This window comes from Bacillus sp. FSL K6-0993, from assembly GCF_037977205.1.
GTDB lineage: Bacteria > Bacillota > Bacilli > Bacillales > Bacillaceae > Bacillus > Bacillus subtilis.
Window position 1 is genome coordinate 2,000,698 of the sequence record NZ_CP150275.1, and the last position, 16,833, is coordinate 2,017,530.

16 protein-coding genes, 1 pseudogene and 1 riboswitch are annotated in these 16,833 nt (G+C 41.1%); of the genes and pseudogenes, 8 read left to right on the forward strand and 9 right to left on the reverse strand.

Features of this window, described 5'->3' with window-relative positions; genetic code table 11:
* Positions 1–20: 20 nt before the first annotated feature.
* Positions 21–389: a replication termination protein gene (gene rtp / locus MHH79_RS10005; RefSeq protein ID WP_003220337.1), complete on the reverse strand. Its 369-nt coding sequence runs from the start codon at positions 387–389 to the stop codon at positions 21–23.
* Positions 390–687: 298 nt separating this feature from the next.
* The gene (locus MHH79_RS10010; protein ID WP_063335129.1) at positions 688–1,404 is read right to left on the reverse strand and encodes a 3-ketoacyl-ACP reductase; all 717 of its coding nucleotides are present in this window, start codon (positions 1,402–1,404) and stop codon (positions 688–690) included.
* 150 nt (positions 1,405–1,554) lie between these two features.
* On the opposite strand from MHH79_RS10010, the gene MHH79_RS10015 reads away from it, so the two are divergent.
* The 3 genes from MHH79_RS10015 to MHH79_RS10025 all read left to right on the forward strand — a co-directional run bounded on the left by MHH79_RS10015 (position 1,555) and on the right by MHH79_RS10025 (position 3,277).
* Positions 1,555–1,863: a DUF948 domain-containing protein gene (locus MHH79_RS10015; protein ID WP_063335130.1), complete on the forward strand. Its 309-nt coding sequence runs from the start codon at positions 1,555–1,557 to the stop codon at positions 1,861–1,863.
* A 66-nt stretch (positions 1,864–1,929) separates the two neighbouring features.
* Positions 1,930–2,700 carry a hypothetical protein gene (locus tag MHH79_RS10020; RefSeq protein ID WP_340035127.1) on the forward strand — a complete coding sequence of 257 codons (771 nt, stop codon included), beginning with the start codon at positions 1,930–1,932 and terminating at the stop codon, positions 2,698–2,700.
* A 43-nt stretch (positions 2,701–2,743) separates the two neighbouring features.
* The gene (locus MHH79_RS10025) at positions 2,744–3,277 is read left to right on the forward strand and encodes a GNAT family protein (protein ID WP_015483304.1); all 534 of its coding nucleotides are present in this window, start codon (positions 2,744–2,746) and stop codon (positions 3,275–3,277) included.
* Between the two features lie 78 nt (positions 3,278–3,355).
* On the opposite strand, the gene MHH79_RS10030 is transcribed toward MHH79_RS10025, so the two are convergent.
* The 3 genes from MHH79_RS10030 to MHH79_RS10040 form a co-directional block, all read right to left on the reverse strand.
* Positions 3,356–4,600 (reverse strand): MFS transporter, encoded by a 1,245-nt coding sequence (locus tag MHH79_RS10030; protein WP_063335132.1) that lies wholly within the window; start codon positions 4,598–4,600, stop codon positions 3,356–3,358.
* A gap of 97 nt (positions 4,601–4,697) precedes the next feature.
* Positions 4,698–6,161 carry an FGGY-family carbohydrate kinase gene (locus tag MHH79_RS10035; RefSeq protein ID WP_063335133.1) on the reverse strand — a complete coding sequence of 488 codons (1,464 nt, stop codon included), beginning with the start codon at positions 6,159–6,161 and terminating at the stop codon, positions 4,698–4,700.
* Between the two features lie 17 nt (positions 6,162–6,178).
* A complete protein-coding gene (locus MHH79_RS10040; protein WP_340035128.1) occupies positions 6,179–7,213 on the reverse strand; it encodes a 2-hydroxyacid dehydrogenase in 1,035 nt (344 codons plus the stop codon).
* 83 nt (positions 7,214–7,296) lie between these two features.
* A riboswitch (SAM riboswitch) is annotated at positions 7,297–7,388 on the reverse strand.
* 147 nt (positions 7,389–7,535) lie between these two features.
* Between MHH79_RS10040 and MHH79_RS10045 the strand changes: the two genes are divergently transcribed.
* Positions 7,536–9,578, forward strand: a complete 2,043-nt coding sequence (locus MHH79_RS10045) for a molybdopterin oxidoreductase family protein (protein ID WP_340035129.1) — start codon at positions 7,536–7,538, stop codon at positions 9,576–9,578.
* 66 nt (positions 9,579–9,644) lie between these two features.
* Entirely contained in the window at positions 9,645–9,938 is a 294-nt protein-coding gene (locus MHH79_RS10050; protein WP_340035130.1) for a hypothetical protein, read from the forward strand.
* Positions 9,939–10,331: 393 nt separating this feature from the next.
* On the opposite strand, the pseudogene MHH79_RS10055 reads toward MHH79_RS10050, so the two are convergent.
* Positions 10,332–10,707, reverse strand: a pseudogene (locus MHH79_RS10055) (UPF0715 family protein).
* A gap of 279 nt (positions 10,708–10,986) precedes the next feature.
* On the opposite strand from MHH79_RS10055, the gene MHH79_RS10060 reads away from it, so the two are divergent.
* Both MHH79_RS10060 and MHH79_RS10065 read left to right on the forward strand, forming a co-directional pair.
* Positions 10,987–11,109: a hypothetical protein gene (locus MHH79_RS10060; protein WP_015483307.1), complete on the forward strand. Its 123-nt coding sequence runs from the start codon at positions 10,987–10,989 to the stop codon at positions 11,107–11,109.
* A gap of 43 nt (positions 11,110–11,152) precedes the next feature.
* Positions 11,153–11,446, forward strand: a complete 294-nt coding sequence (locus MHH79_RS10065) for a YozQ family protein (protein WP_014477001.1) — start codon at positions 11,153–11,155, stop codon at positions 11,444–11,446.
* A gap of 112 nt (positions 11,447–11,558) precedes the next feature.
* Here the strand turns inward: MHH79_RS10065 and MHH79_RS10070 are convergent, their stop codons facing one another.
* Entirely contained in the window at positions 11,559–13,244 is a 1,686-nt protein-coding gene (locus tag MHH79_RS10070; protein WP_063335137.1) for a methyl-accepting chemotaxis protein, read from the reverse strand.
* Between the two features lie 330 nt (positions 13,245–13,574).
* Between MHH79_RS10070 and hpaB the strand changes: the two genes are divergently transcribed.
* Positions 13,575–15,026, forward strand: coding sequence for a 4-hydroxyphenylacetate 3-monooxygenase, oxygenase component (gene hpaB / locus MHH79_RS10075; protein WP_340035131.1), 1,452 nt, complete (start codon positions 13,575–13,577; stop codon positions 15,024–15,026).
* Between the two features lie 36 nt (positions 15,027–15,062).
* On the opposite strand, the gene exlX is transcribed toward hpaB, so the two are convergent.
* A complete protein-coding gene (gene exlX / locus MHH79_RS10080; RefSeq protein WP_003231419.1) occupies positions 15,063–15,761 on the reverse strand; it encodes an expansin ExlX in 699 nt (232 codons plus the stop codon).
* 267 nt (positions 15,762–16,028) lie between these two features.
* Complete coding sequence (locus MHH79_RS10085) at positions 16,029–16,706, reverse strand: YoaK family protein (RefSeq protein WP_123373231.1); 678 nt, start codon at positions 16,704–16,706, stop codon at positions 16,029–16,031.
* Between the last annotated feature and the right edge of the window lie 127 nt (positions 16,707–16,833).

Genomic DNA, 16,833 nt, shown 5'->3' on the forward strand with positions numbered 1-16,833 from the left:
GCGCCGGGTGTTTGTTTCTATTAAAAATTATCTGAGAGAGCTTTTTCAATCAGTTTTTTACAGCGATCCAGCTCTACCTTCAGCTGTTTTTTATATAGCTTGGCAGCTTCATAATCTTTAAATTGATAGAGGACGACTTCCTGGAGCTTAGCCCCTTCTTTTTTTACTTTAATTTGTTTTAATATCCCGTCATCAAGAAGCTCATGCAAAGAACGGTATACTTCTGTATGATTTGGTTTAAAACCAATCTCTTTAAATTCAGACCGAAGTACTTCAAGCAGCTTTAACCCATAGAGTCTCTCTTGCTCTGTCATTGTTATCATATAAAGCTTCAAAAATGCGCGCTGTTTCACTAAAAAGCCTGTAGAACTCCTTTTTTCTTCTTTCATCATATGCACTCCTTCTTCTGACACTGACAACACTATGTACTAAATATTCAATTTTCTTTTATTGTTTTCCTTCTTTATATTAAATACTGATAGTCCAGTCATTTCATGTTTACTGATTATAGGTGTAGCGGAAAAAATAAATTCCGACTGAACATTTGGTACATAGTTTTCTAAGTTCTATTATAGCCTGCATTTACTGCTATCTTCAATTTAAACGATTGTCAGGTTTACATATCGCATTTTACCGGTACGGATTTCATTCAAATAAAAAAACCTGTCGAAAGACAGGTTTTCATTTTTAAGGATTTGTTGACCATAATCCCGCTGTTTTGATGAAAATACGAGGATCTAATTTCAATTGTGCCACCATGTACTCAGCAAGATCCTCAGGCTGCATCACTTTTTCAGGATTACCGTCTGTTAAGTTCAATTCGATAGACATATCACTAGCGACAGTGCTCGGCGTTAACGCGCTGACTCTGATATTATGTTTTCTCACTTCTTGCATAAGAGACTCTGTTAACCCGAGAACGGCAAATTTAGAAGCGCTGTAAGCACTTGTTACAGCAGCTCCTCTTTGGCCCGCTGTAGATGAAATATTAATGATGTCTCCGGCTTTGCGTTCGATCATTTCCGGAAGCACCGCGCGCGTGACATGGTATACACCCATTAGGTTGACTTGAATAATATTTTCCCACTCATCGGCTGACAGATCTAAGAAACCGCCAAATTTGCTGATGCCGGCATTATTAATGAGAATATCGATATCACCGAGCTGTTCCTTCACTTGAGCTACAGCTTGGTTAACCTGATCGGCATCTTTTACATCTGCAGCAGCAAATGCAGCTTTTACACCAAGCGCTTTGACTTCTGCAGCCACTTTTTCTACATTAGCGGAAGTCCGGCCAATTAACCCGATATTCACGCCTTCTTTGGCAAGCGCCAAAGCAGTAGCGCGGCCAATTCCTCTGCCTCCGCCTGTGATTAGTGCAGTTTTATGTTGTAAATTTTGCAATTGAAGCACCCTTTCTTTGTTTACATATGTACGATATCACATTATAAGTACAATACATCCAATACGCAAATCAAACGAACTGTGTAAATATCATTTCTTCTGATTAAAAAAACGGATACAGGGTAATGACATAAGAAAAGGAGTGAACATATGATTATTGTTTATATCAGTCTTGCAGTATTAGCAGTTTCTATTATCTTCTTAGGATTTACCGTGATTCAAAACAAGAAAAAAATGGACCCTGCACTAAAGGAGCTTTCCTCTGTTACGCAGGCTATGCAAAAACAAATCGAAGGATTAAAAACAGAAACAGAGCTGCTGACGCAAAAACAAAAGAAGCTTCAGCAGGATGTCCAAATGAAAAAATCCGCGTTTCAGCAGACCGCAGCTGAAGTGAAAGAAGTTCCTAAAGCCGTTAAAGAGGTGTGGCAGGCTGGCCATTTAAATAGCAGGTCATGATGAATGATATCCCGTTGTTTCGATCAGAATGGACAATGGGATATCATTTTTTGAGGAGGCTTTCGCATGATTGTAAACCACAGTTGCTTAAAGGAGTTCGCAGAAAAACTACATTCTCTTCCCTCTTCACTTACAAAGTCGGATTTACTTATTTCTCCATTTCATCTCCATCAAGAAAATGAACTTGGCATCTACTATTCACCTCATAATGAATATATCAATCGGACTGCTACGATTGTGATTGCCGGGATCACGCCGGGTTTTTCCCAGATGAAAACAGCGTACGAAACAGCAGTCGAAAGTCTGCGGCAAGGCCGCACTCTTGAGCAAATGGCGGTAGATACAAAAATAGCAGCGGGTTTCTCCGGGTCGATGAGACATAACCTTATCACCATGCTGGATTTATGCGGGCTGCCGCAAGCTTTTGGCATTCAAAGCGCCGCAAAGCTTTTTGGAGAATTACGACATATGCTCCATACAACTTCCGTTATTAAATATCCTGTCTTTATCCAGCAAAAAAACTATACCGGATACAAACCGGCTATCACTCATTCTCCTATTCTAAGCACTTATGCTTTTGGGCACTTCCCTGCGGAGCTTAACCATGTGACGGGACCAGCTCTTCTCATTCCGTTAGGAAAAGCGGCCGAAACAGTATGTGAAACATTGATCAGACAGCACAGCCTCCAGAATTTGATTTGCCTTAACGGCTTTCCCCATCCATCAGGCTCGAACGGCCATCGTTTGAAACAATTCAACAAAAACAAAGAGCAATTAGAACCACAAATTCGTTCCTTTGCTGCATTGGTTGATTTCGCTATAGAAAAGAGGAAATAAAAGGGATATGATAAACAAAAACACAAACGTGGGGAGTGGTTGAATGTTTCCTATATTAGAAACGGATCGGCTTATACTTAGGCAAATCACAGATCAGGATGCGGAAGCCATTTTTGCTTGTTTCTCAAACGATGAGGTGACACGCTATTATGGGCTTGAAAACATGGAATCTATAGAACAGGCCATTTCAATGATTCAAACGTTTGCGGCCCTCTATCAAGAAAAACGCGGTATACGGTGGGGAATTGAAAGACGGGACACTAAAGAACTGATCGGAACAATTGGCTTTCACGCTCTGGCCCAAAAACATAGGCGCGCGGAAATCGGTTATGAAATCATCCCGGCGCATTGGCGAAACGGATTTGCATCAGAAGTCATTTCAAAGGTCGTATCTTACGGATTTTCTGCCCTTGGACTGACGCGTATTGGCGCAGTTGTATTTACCGCTAATGAAGCATCAAATCGTCTGCTTCTAAAAATGGGTTTTCAAAAAGAAGGCGTTTTAAGACAGTACATGTATCAAAATGGTACTCCATATGATACAAATGTGTACTCTATTGTAAAACCAAGAGAATGACGGCATTCTCTTGGTCTGTGCGCACATCCCTTTTCCTTTAAAAAGATAAAAAACGCCCTCAAACAGGGCGCTTTCTACTTAAGATGCATATTGAGGAGATGTTTCCTCCTTAACTGCTTTTTCCTCAGGTATATGAATACATTTCGTCAAGACCGCACTTGCAAGGTAAAGGACCGCAAAGATCCAGACGACGCCTTGCGCGCCGACGAGACCGATGAACAGCCAAGCGAGTGCAGGGCCGACAAACGCTGATAAACCTGCAGCCAAATTCAATACAGACATGGCCGCTCCTTTGTCTTTTCCGGCCACCGTCGGGACAATTGCACCAATCGGCACATAGCCTGCCAGCAAACCTCCCCAAATAAAGCCGATCACGCTGACAACCGCTAAACTTCCGCCGGAGAAAACAGGTGCATAATATAATAGGACGGTGAAAATGCCGCAGCCGACTCCGCCGAACCAAATAACAGTATTTTTCCAGCCGAATTTATCGCCGACAATACCAAAGATAAGGTTAAACACAATGTTCCCCAGAAAAATCGTTCCCCAAATTTGCAGCCACACATTGGTTGAAATTCCATGCTGGGCCATGTGCATCGGCAAAAAGACTGGAAAACCATATGTACCAATGCTGTTGATGATTCTGATGATTCCGCCTGTAAGCACGCGCGGATTTGTAAATAGAATCGTAACCCCTTTTAAAAGCTCCTCGGCTGTTTCTGATCTTTTTCTTTTCTTCTTTTCAAAACGGTCTTTATTGATAAACAATGCAAAAAATGCACCGAGACATACCCAGAAAATAGAGCTCCAAAGCGTATTCAAATAACCGAACGCTTTGATCGCGTAGCTTGAGTACCAAGCGCCGAACACAAACATGCCGAGGCAATATGCAATCCAAAACCAGCCGACAGCAGTGCTCAGTTTGCTTTGCGGTGTTCTGTAAATGACCCATGTCAAGAAAGAATAAGCAAAAAGCGGGTAACCTAACCCTTTTACGAAGTAAGTCACATACATCACTGGCAGGTTCAGCTGTTCAAATCCAAATACGATAAAAGCAGCTGTACCGATCACATAAAACAACAGCCCCATAAACATCGTTCGTTTTGCGCCAAATGCTTCGAGACATACACCCGAAAACCAGGAAGCTATGGCAAGCGCAATTCCATATATACTAAAAATGGAAGCGGACTGCTGAACGGTGAGCCCGTTTTCGATCAAAAAAGGACTGAGCCAGCCTTGTTCAAGGCCATCTCCCATCATAAACAAAACAACCCCTAAAAATCCCCAGGCAAGCCGCTTCGGTATTCCTATTTTATCCAACATATCTGTCTCCTCCTTAGATGCTCATATCAATCAATTACCGTATTACCTTATTAAAGTTGAAAATTAAATGATTCCTCAAAACAGCAGAAATGCCGCCTTAAATTAATACTTTGCTTTCTGAACCTGAAAAAAAGCGCTGTGTTCGCTTCCATTTCTCATATAAAGCCAATTCTGTCTGACAGTCCTTCGGTTCGATCACCCGGACATTTGCTGACATCTCCTCCGTTAATTGAAAGGTTTCATTGCAAATGACTGCAGCTCCAACAACAGATGCCTGATGATATCCCTCTTGGACATAGACCTTTTTTTGAAGAAGGTCCGCGATATATTGAGTGAGCGCTTTGCTTTGGAATCCCCCTCCGCACACCCAAACATAGTCACGTTCAAACGGAGTAACCTCTGTTAAAATGTCAAAGTTCCATTTGATTGAAAATGCGATCTCTTCTAGCGCTGCACGTACAAAATGTGCCCTCTTTAAATGTGCTGACAGCGGGGCATCAAAAAGAAAAGCGCCTCTCGTTAACGCATTCTTTTCAGCCGATAAATAAGAGCCGAGAACCGCTACACATGCATGGTCTTCTTTTGCAAGTGCAAAAATCTCCTCCTCCATTACTTCGTACGTTTCATTCGGATAAAAAATCTGTTTTAATTTTTGATAATTCAAGCCGGTAATTCCCGGATTCGTTTCCACAAGCCAATGCCCTTGATCTGTGTGACAGTTCAGCCAGGTTTTATGTTTTGTGTCGCTATGATTCGCAGTAATTTTGGTTATTGGCGTTGTTGTCCCTGATACAATGACAATGTCCTCAAGTCCAGCTCCGGTGCTTTTGACAGCCAGCTGTGTATCCCCGCCCCCTGCTATAACCTTAGCATTTATTGAAAGGCCTAATTCGGATGCATATTCATTTGCTATGGTTCCAATTGCTGTCCCCGCTCTAACAAGAGGCGGAAGGATAGATGGAGAAAAGCCAAATATATCGCACATCTCTTCTGACCAAGTGTTTTGCTTCACATCAAACAACAGGGTTTCTGTTGCCTGTGATGGTTCATATGTTAATATTCCGCTCAGTTGGTACGTCACCCAATCACTGATGCTTGTAAAGCTTGCAGTCTTTTCCCATAAAGAGGGCTGGCGCTGTTTTAATCCATAAAGCTTGAGCGCAGAAAAAAGTGCGGTTGGCAGGCGGCCTGTGCGGCTGTATATCTCTTCCCGATCGGGAATGCTCGCCTCCCACTCTCGACCGCGATTATCGATGTTCGGCAACCCGAGAAAAGGATTGCCGTTTTGATCGATCAGAACAATTCCCTGTCTTTGGCTCGTCGATGTCAAACCAATGATGTCAATATCATGCGAACGGGATAGCGCACGTTTTGCCAAATTCATCACCTGCTTCCACAGCACCTGAGGAGAAAAATAACGGCTGTCCGGGTAAAGCGTCTCTGTGGAATACACAATGTCCTCCCGTTCAACTGTTAGAACACTGCCAGTTACACTCACGACCGCTACCCTCGCATTGCCTGTGCCAATATCAAAAACGAGATAGCCTTTTTGTTTTTTCATTCTCTTAGCCTCCTTTCTTATCCCCCTGTTTTCAGTTCGTCCTTGTTATACACTGTCGGAATATTAAGAGTTTTTTCACCCTTCCACTTTTTGAGGGCTTTATTCAGTATCGTCACGTGATGATCCTCCACTTCAAATGTTGCTCCAGCGAGATGCGGTGTTGCCAGAACATTAGGCAATGAAATCAATTCATAATCTGATTCCTCTGGAGGTTCATGATAAAAAACGTCTAATATCGCACCTCTGATTTTATGTTCTTTTAATACAGATAAAAGATCTTCACGGTTTACAACAACTGCTCTTGAAGTATTGACGAAAATCGCACTCTCTTTCATCAGATCAAAATACTTCCGATCAATAAGTCCAAGTGTTTCCTCAGTACGAGGCAGATGGACAGAAACGATATCACTGTCTGAAAACACCGTTTTAAGAGATACTTTTTCATACAGCGGATGATCGTCTTGAATGTATGGATCGTAATACTTTATTTTACAGTCAAATGCAGTCAGCAGTTTTGCAATCCTTTGACCAACCGCCCCGAACCCAATCATGCCAACCGTTTTTCCTGATAATTCATTTCCTTTAAATTTGACATAAGCCTGTAGGTAATCACTGTCCCACTTTCCATCCTTCAGCCATTGATTCGAGACGCTGGTATGGCGGAGAAAGGTAATCACATTTCCAATAAACATTTCAGCAACGGCTTGTGCATTCCGCCCTGGTGTATAAAAAACAGGTATGCCTCTTTTTGAGGCAGCTGCCACATCCACATTGGAGGGCATTCCCCTGCAAACACCGACAAATGAAAGTTCGGGAACAGAAGCAAATACGCTGTCTGTTACCTGATCAAGCTCAGTAATCAAGCCTGTCGCATTTGTTGCTTTTAGCAGCTGAATGAGTTCATCTTCCCGATATGCCCGGCCTTGTTCCTTCCAAGATTGATAAGCAACTGAGCCAAACAAGTTTTCTAGCTCTTTTCGTCCTTCTTCGTTGTACGGTGCTGTAACCAAAACCGTCATGGTGCAAAACATCCTTTTCATCGTATTTTTCATAAAAAAAATCTCTTTCCGAAGATGGAAAGAGATTCATATATAGGCGCGCTCTGTTACAGGCAGACGCCGGTATAAACCTTGCTTTCCTATCTTTCAAGCTGTCGCTTGCTGGAATTGGCACAATAATGTTGCCGAGGTTTCATAGGGCCAGTCCCTCCACCTCTCTGGATAGAAAATGTTGAGTATGTAATTTTCAGAATAAAGAATACGTTTATCATAAAGAAGTCTCATATTGATGTCAATCTCTTTTTTCAGAATTGACGTTATCATCGGAAATGTTATAATTCTTACAAAATATCTAACTAGAGAGAGGAACTGGGCCATGAAATCTTTTGCCACACAACAAAACGGCATTTTCAAATCCGTTTGCTCGCTGGACTGCCCGGATCAGTGCGGATTGTTAATACATAAAAAAGACGGGAAAATCGTAAAAGTGCAAGGAGACCCTGATCATCCTGTCACAGCTGGAAACATATGCAACAAAGTCCGGAATATGACGGAGCGCATCTATGATGAAAAGCGGCTGACTACACCGCTCAAACGAACAGGTGCGAAAGGCCAAGCGATATTTGAACCGATTTCCTGGGAAGAGGCAATCGATACGATCACCTCCCGCTGGAAACAGCTGATTGATGAAGAGGGAGCTGAAAGCATACTTCCTTACAGCTTTTACGGAAACATGGGGAAATTGACAGCTGAAGGAATGGACCGCCGCTTTTTTTACCGCATGGGGTCAAGCCAGCTTGAACGGACGATTTGCAGCAAAGCGGGATCTGAAGGCTATAAATATACAATGGGCATAAGTGCGGGAATCGATCCTGAGGAAACTATTCATACAAAACTATTTATTTTTTGGGGAATCAATGCGGTCAGCACAAACATGCACCAAATTACGATCGCCCAAAAAGCGCGAAAACAAGGTGCCAAAATTGTCGTGATCGATGTGCATAAAAATCAAACAGGCCGTCTCGCAGATTGGTTTATTCCAATAAAGCCGGGAACAGACAGTGCACTTGCTCTTGGCATCATGCACATTTTATTTAAAGAAAACCTTCATGATGAAGCATTTCTTTCTGAGTACACGGTTGGCTATGAAGAGCTCCGTGAACACGTGAAACAATATGATCCTGAAAAGGTGTCGACGATCACCGGTGTCAGTACCGAAGATATTTACCGACTGGCAAAAATGTACGGGGAAACCTCCCCTTCTTTTATCAGAATCGGAAACGGACCCCAGCATCACGATAACGGCGGGATGATTGTAAGGACGATTGCCTGTCTTCCGGCGATCACCGGCCAATGGCTGCACACAGGGGGCGGCGCAATTAAGCATAACAGCGGAATTTTAGAATATAACACAAATGCCTTGCAGCGGCCCGACTTATTGCAAGGGCGCACACCGAGGTCGTTTAATATGAATCAGCTTGGCAAGGTGCTTTTGGAAACAGACCCGCCGATTCGCTCTCTTTTTATTTACGGAACAAACCCGGCCGTCGTTGCGCCGGAAGCAAACAAGGTCAGACAGGGCTTGCTGCGGGAAGACTTGTTTACTGTGGTTCATGATTTGTTTTTAACGGAAACGGCTGCATATGCGGACATTGTACTGCCTGCAACATCCGCTTTTGAAAATACTGATTTTTACACCTCCTACTGGCACCATTACATTCAGCTTCAGCAGCCGGTGATCAAGAGATATGGGGAAAGCAAGTCTAACACTGAGGTGTTCCGATTACTGGCTGAAGCAATGGGATTCACAGACCAGGAGCTTAAAGATTCAGATGAAGAATTAATCCGCCAGGCGCTTGACCATCCAGATAATCCGCATTTGGCAGAGATTGATTACGATGCACTTGCTAAGCATTCATTTATGAAAGCGAAACGCGAAAAGCCACCGTTTCCGGGCGAACTTCCAACGCCAAGCGGAAAAATAGAATTATATTCAGAAAAAATGAAACAAGACGGCTTCCCGGCTTTACCGACATATACACCTCTTGTAACCGATAATGAACATCCGTTTATGTATGTTCCGGGGCCAAACCATAATTTCTTAAACTCAACATTTTCCAATAATGAAAAACACATCAAACTTGAAAAGACGCCAAAGCTCTTTATCAACACAAAAGATGCTGAAGAACACGGAATCGTTGATGGGGCACCTGTACGAATTTGGAACAGCCGGGGAGAATGCCAGCTGACCGCTGCAGTTGGAGAACAAGTACTGCCAGGTGTCGTTGTCAGCCAAGGATTATGGGCGGATGAACAAGGAAAAAAACAGCTTGTAAACGCGCTAACCCCAGACCGATTGTCCGATATGGGCGGCGGCGCCACCTTTTTTTCAGGCCGTGTACAGATTGAAAAGGTTTGAAAAATAATGAAACCCGGAGTATGCCAAGCCCGTATAACATAACATCGACATAATGGAGGCATACACATGGACGTTTTTTTAGGAATTGGTATTGCTTTGGCTGGATATTATATCGGTGAAGGCTTAAAGCAGATGAACCATACAAAAGGTAGTGAACAAAATGATATCTTGCTTATAAAAGAACGGGATATTTACTTTTACATCGGACTTTTTTTAGGAATAACAACGTCTGAAGCAAAACAGTTAGCTGGAGACATGGCAGACCTGCCTTACATCGAAATAAACGGAAAAAAATATGTACAGAAACATATGTTAAAAGATTGGACATTCACATTAGTTGAAAAACATCAGGGTGAATAAAACAAATCTGAGGAGAGCGAGATTCATTGTCACGCTCTCCTCTGTTTAGCTGTATGGATTGACCGCCACCAAAACTTTGTTCTATAAGCGCTGATAAAACGATAAACCACCATCTATGTTCTTTCCTCAAACGGCTCGAGATGCCCGTTCCACAACAATAGTTTTTATATTCCATTGATGACGTGATGTTCTTGACGAACGTATGTATCGTAAAACACTACCTATTCGGTTTGAATGTGTGCTCTCATTATGTCCCCATACTGCGCCTTTATCCGCGGAGGATTTTTTTAAAAAAATATGAAACCTAAAGCTTTTAGATTCACGCAGCAATGTTAGTGCAATACCCTGAATTTTTATTGAACCTCCATATTTCTCCGATTGGTAAAATCTAGCCTATATACCGGAAGCCGTACGTTTATAAAGGATCAGAGAATCCATAACCAGTAAATCACTGCAGCCGCCATACTTAACATATAATAAAGTACGATTGCAATGTCCATGCTATTGATGCAGGTTCATTGATAACAAAAAACAGGAAAGCTGCGATAAAAGAAACCACACTGTAAATCAATAGGTACATGACATTGAATGTTCTCGCTTTTTTCTGCAACTTCATTTGAAGCGGAACAGCAAAAAGGCCATACACCACAAAACCGTATAATAAAGCAATTGCTGCCGTAAACAATGCAATTATCATATCGCCATACATAACGAAAGAATAAAACCCTAAAAACAAACCAAATGTAAGGCTGGATAGCCCTAATGTCATTAAATAATATGATGCGCTTTTCACCCTCCTTGTTTGATTTATTCACAGTGCTGTTAGTATAAATTCACAACCTTTGTATTTCTTTTATCGAGATGTCTTCCCCAACAATGCGATGATAAAAAGTTTCAAAAATACGACTTTTTATTAAATAATACGACTGGCATGAAAATGCCTCTCCTGATTGGCCAAAGCGCGAATGAAAAAAGTGCATGAATACCTGATCAACAGACAAAATAAGAAGAGTTGATATTCAACATTTTTCGTAAAGGAGTGAAACCAATGAGTAAAAAGGGAATTCAAAATTCAAGTATTGAACAAATGAGAAATGACCATGAGACTGAAACCGCTTTTAAAGCAGATAATCCTAAAAAACATGGTTCTGAGCCTAAAAGAACGAAATAAGTTCTTACCCGCACTAAAATATCAATAATCTGGAGGAAGAAAAGTGACTCAAAAAAATGGAGCCGACAGACCTGATGATTATAAAAGATTTTCTTCATTAGACAAGGAATATGATTTTCAGCAATCTATAAGCAGCAATACTGAGACAGAAAGTGTAAACACTGAAACACAAACTCATAACAAAGAAAACAAAAATGACACAACAGATGTTGCCGGGAAATACTTTGAGCCCTCAGATTATAAAGGAAGCACGCAATTAGAAAAAGGATTGGCTGAAACTCATGAACAGGTCAGCGATGACTATTTTGAAGGGACGATCGATCAAAATTTGGACTAGCCATACAAACGGAGCTAACTTAAAAGGTCAGTTAGCTCTGTTTTTAGAAACACCACAGTAAAAGTAGCAAACCCCCACCGAATAGGATGGAGGTTGCACGTAAGTAGCCTGTTTAATATTTAAAACGATTAATGACGGTTTGAAGTTCTTCTGCCAACTGAGATAGAGATTCTGCGGCATAGGAGATTTCCCCCATTGAATGAAGCTGTTCCTGTGATGAATTTGCAACCGCTTCTGTATTTGCAGACGTTTCTTTTGTTCCAACGGCCAATGTATGAACTGTGTGCTGAATCACTTCAACGCCTGATGTAAGCTGTTGAGTTGCCGCTGCGACTTCTTGTATTTGAGAAGTGACCTGTTCCACAAGGTTCAGTATTTCATTGAAATTTCCTGTTGCCTCTTGAGAAAGAACAATGCCTGAGCTCACATTTTCTTGAACAACCTTAATATTATTTACCGTTTCTATCGATTCATTTTGGATGGTCGCTACCACCGATTGGATGTGGTTTGCAGATTTATTTGTTTCATCCGCCAACTTCCGAACTTCTTCTGCCACCACAGCAAATCCTTTTCCTTGCTCTCCGGCTCTGGCCGCCTCGATCGCTGCATTTAGTGCCAACAAATTTGTCTGCTCTGAAATCGTCGTGATAAGCGAAGAGATATCGCTGATTTCTGCTGTGCTCGCTACCAATGTTTGCAATCCATTGCCGGCTGAATCTACAGACTTATCAATGAATTTCATCTGATCTAACATCTTGTTGACGGACTTAGAGCCTATTTCAGCCTTGTCTCTCATCGAAGAAGAAAGATCCGCTATGTTCCCTGTATTTGAAGCAACAGATGATATACTGTCTAATAATTCAGTAATGGATTCCGCACTCTTTTCTGTCATTGAGCTTTGCTTCACATTGCTTTCGGCAGCCATCTGCATGGCGCGGGAAATATGTTCAGATGTTGATTTCGATTCTTCCGCGCTTGCCGATAATTCTTCGGAGGAAGCGGCAACTTGTTCAGATGAGCTGCTGATCTGCTTCACAATTTGAGTTAATGAGTGAGTAAAAGAATTAAACGATTGGGCAAGCTGGCCAAATTCATCTTTATTTTTCACTATGACTTTTTTAGTTAAATCAGCCTCGCCATGAGCAATTTCCTCTAGCTGCTTATTCATGCTTCTTAGTGGCACCATAATGGACTTTAACAGCATTATGCTTAGAACAATGCCTAATATTACTGATATCCCTGTGACAATGATAATGAGCGATTGACTCATTTTCCCATTGCCCCGTATTTCATCCTTTAGATCCTCCACCTCTTGATCCAGGCGATCAGACAGCTTATTGACAGCCGGATCTACGACTTCTTTTCTTAATGTTCTTTCTTCTCCAAAATGGATGGTTTCTGCTTTTTTAGGATTTGAAGAGTAGGCTGTTACTACTTGCTGATTCAAAGCTCTATACTGAGTAAAACTTGTCTTAATGTCTTCAATATTGGATTGATACTTCTCTTCATCAATCAAGTCATTAACCCGATCAAGGCTCTTTAAGACATCGTCTGCTTTTTCCTTCATACCCTCGTCGTATTCTTTGTCTCCGGTAATCAAGAAGCCTCTTTCATCATTTGATAACCCGGTCAATTCATATTGGATGTGTTTTATCTCTTTTTGGAATTCCATTTTGTCTTTAAGTTCTTCATTCTTTTTCACAGTAGAAGAAATCATAAATACTGAGGAGCCTCCAATTCCAATAATTGAAACAACTAATATTGATATAATCCCCAGCAATTTTGTTTTCACTTTCATGTGTCGTTTTCCCTTTCCGCACGATGTAATGGCTGAAATAAAATATGTTCAAGCGCGTTTGAATCCAATTCGCTTACGCTCATGTCCATAATATCGACACGTGTTATCAAGTTTTATAGTGCTATTTTCATATGAATAAGCAAATTCTTTACGGCTCTGAATCTTCAGAAAGGCTTCAAGAAAAATTGGCTGTCTTTTGTCGTATAAGTCACTCTTCTCATTTTCTATTAGGCATACAAAAAAGGCTTTTCCCACCTCAAATTGGCTGAACCGGCTGTTTTCTAGAAAATATAATACAATACGCAGCATAATATGAAGGAGCGAACTTTAATGGGGATCATCAATGGTAAAGAATTCATTGACCGATTGAATAAACTAGAAAACGAAATATGGTATGATGGCGAAAAAATAAAGGGTAACATTTCTGAGCATCCTGCATTTAAAGGAATAATCAAAACAAAAAGCTCACTTTATGAATTGCAAACAAAGGATGAGTTAATACATGAAATGACTTATTGCCTTCCTGGAGATGATGATCGAATCGGCATTTCCTATCTCCAGCCTAAAACCAAAAATGATTTAAAAAAAAGAAGGCACATGATTGAACATTGGGCTAGACATACTCACGGAATGATGGGGAGAAGTCCGGATTACATGAATACGGTTATGATGAGCTTTGCTTCGTCAGCGGAGCTTCTAAAAGATAAAGAGAATTGCTTTCCTGAACATATACTAGATATGTATGAACAAGCTGCTAAGCATGACCTTTCTTTTACCCATACATTCATTACTCCGCAAGTGAACCGATCACAGTCCTATTTTGGGCTAAGTGAAAAACCGATATCTGCTAAAGTCATTGATAGAACCGAAAAAGGTTTAATGATCCATGGCGCACGTCTGCTTGCAACACAAGGCGGGCTGACCGATGAAATCTTGGTTTTTTCAGCGCCTAAATTTTTCTTTGAAACAGATGAAGCTTATGCTTTTTCAATCCCTTCTAATACAAAAGGCGTAAAATTCATCACAAGAGAATCATTTGTATTAAGCGACTCTTCCTTTAATCATCCCTTAAGCTCAAGGTATGAAGAAATGGATTCAATTGTGGTTTTTGATCATGTGTTAGTGCCGTGGAATCGTGTGTTTTTTTACGATAATGTGGAAGCAGCTAAAGATTTTATGACAAAAAGCTCTTTTCATGCCTTTACCTTTCACCAGGTTGTCATTAGGCAAATGATAAAAATTGAATTTCTATTAGGTGTTGCACAGCTTCTTGTCGACACCATTAATGTTTCCGAATATCAGCACATCCAAGAAAAGCTCTCAGAAATCATTGTGGGATTTGAAACAATCAAAGCGCTCATTGACAAATCGGAAAATGATGCTCAGTTAGATGAATTCGGCTATATGCGCCCCTGTTTAATTCCTCTTCAAGTCATCAGTACGATCATTCCTAAGCTATATCCTCGATTTACTGAAATCATACAATTAATTGGAGCTAGCGGAATGGTGACACTGCCTACCGAAAATGCATTTGACTCAGAGATACGGGAAGATCTTGACCAATATCTTCAAGCAACCAATACAAATGCTGAAGAACGTGTGAAAATTTTCCGTTTGGCATGGGATTTAACAATGAGTTCATTCGGAACTAGACAAACTCACTATGAAAGATACTTTTTCGGAGATCCTATTCGGATTTCAAGCAGGCTGTATACCAGTTATCCAAAGCAGGAGCAGTTGAACATGATTAAAACATTTTTACATGCAGATACAGAACAATGAAAAAACAGCGGGAAAAGATCCGCTGTTTCGTATTTTTTATTCAGGAAACTGAACATGGCCCGGTACTGTATAGGCTTTGGACGTTCCGCTTTCAGGCAGCTTTGGAATGGTGTCTTTCACAACTTTTCCGCGGATGTCAGTCATTCTGACTTTGAGAGAGCCTGTCCCTAAATTCGTACTCACAAAATGGTTATAGTCCATTTTCTCCATGTTGATCCACTTACCATCCTTTTCATATTCCATTTTCATAACAGGATACTTGTGATTTCTGACTTGGATTGCTGCCCACCACCTGCTGCTGCCTTCTTTGATCCGGTACGTGAAATTGCCGGTGATTGGGGCTTTGACAACACGCCATTTAATATTGATTTTTCCGTCTTTCATATTGCCGATTTTACGGAAGGCATTAGGTGACAGATCAAGAGCTCCCCGAGCGCCTTCGGGATAAAGATCAGTAACATATACGGTTGTTTTCCCTTTTGGCCCTTCAACTTCCAAATAAGAGCCGGCAAGTGCTGCTTTTACTCCTCCGTAATTGAGATCCGCCGGATTTATTGCAGTAATCTCCATATCGGAAGGAATGGGATCCAGCAGGAAAGCTCCTCCTGAATAACCTGACCCTGTATACGTTGCATAACCTTCATGCAGGTCGTCATATGCTGCCGAAGCTTGCGGGGAAAAACAGAAGATCGTCAACAAAACCATACCAACAAATGCACTCATGATCTTTTTCATATTTGGTCCTCCTCAAACCAGACTTCAAATGAGAATCATTATCATTATAAGACTCAATCCATCTGCTTTGAAAGAGGAAATAGATTCATAGATGATTTTAAGGCAAATTCACTATCATTCATATATCAAATGTAGCGTACTTATGAAAAAGCCAATACAAATGAACGAATGTGCACTTCAGCCGAATGTCTTATTTTGCCCTCTCAAAATTCGCATAACAATAACGAAATGAGACAGGCTGTTGTGATAACAGCTATACAGGAAAAGCTATTTTTCCCCGCTCAGTTTCAACTTAGCTGTCATCATGATGCCAAATATCAGCACAATCGGAACCCAAATAATGTAGTGATAAAAATCAGGCTCAGCCAGAGCAACAATAATAGCCCCCACACAATACAAAATAATAGCCAGTGCTCTTAACACAGTATCTCTTAAGAAAGTCTTCTTCTGCATCTTAAAAAACAATCGGCCGGATATATCCTCTAAAAGAGAAGCCAAAGTGCCGGTCAACACAGTTGAAGAAATACCTGCGATCCCCAGTTTTTTTGCTGCTATAGTTTGAATTCCCATAGAAATGCTCATGAGTATAATCAGAATGTGCACAGGAACAAATGACCGGTAAAAAGAAAGACAAGCAAAGACAAACAAAATGAATGCTTCAAGTGCGAGGGCTTTTGTTACAGCAGCAGGCCAAAGGGTATTTTCCGCCTTTCCGACCATCAATGTAGCAATGATCACGCCGCATATAAATCCGATTAGCGCAGTCAAGGAATTAAAAACAGTGACCTGAATGGATTTGCCGATAGCTAACCCCAATAATACAATGTTTCCAGTCATATTAGCTGTGAACACATGTCCCAGGCTTAAATACCCGATTACATCCACGATTCCAGCTGTTAAACATAAAAGTGATAGCAAGGTGTTTCGATAAGCTGCTGCAGTCAACGGTGTATCAATCCTTTCTTCTATTTTAATTGTTAGTATGTCTTTTGGCGCAATCTCTATTTTTTAAGTAACCCAACATTAATTAGGAAGATAGAACCTATCATTCCTTTCCATTAACTGTAATAAT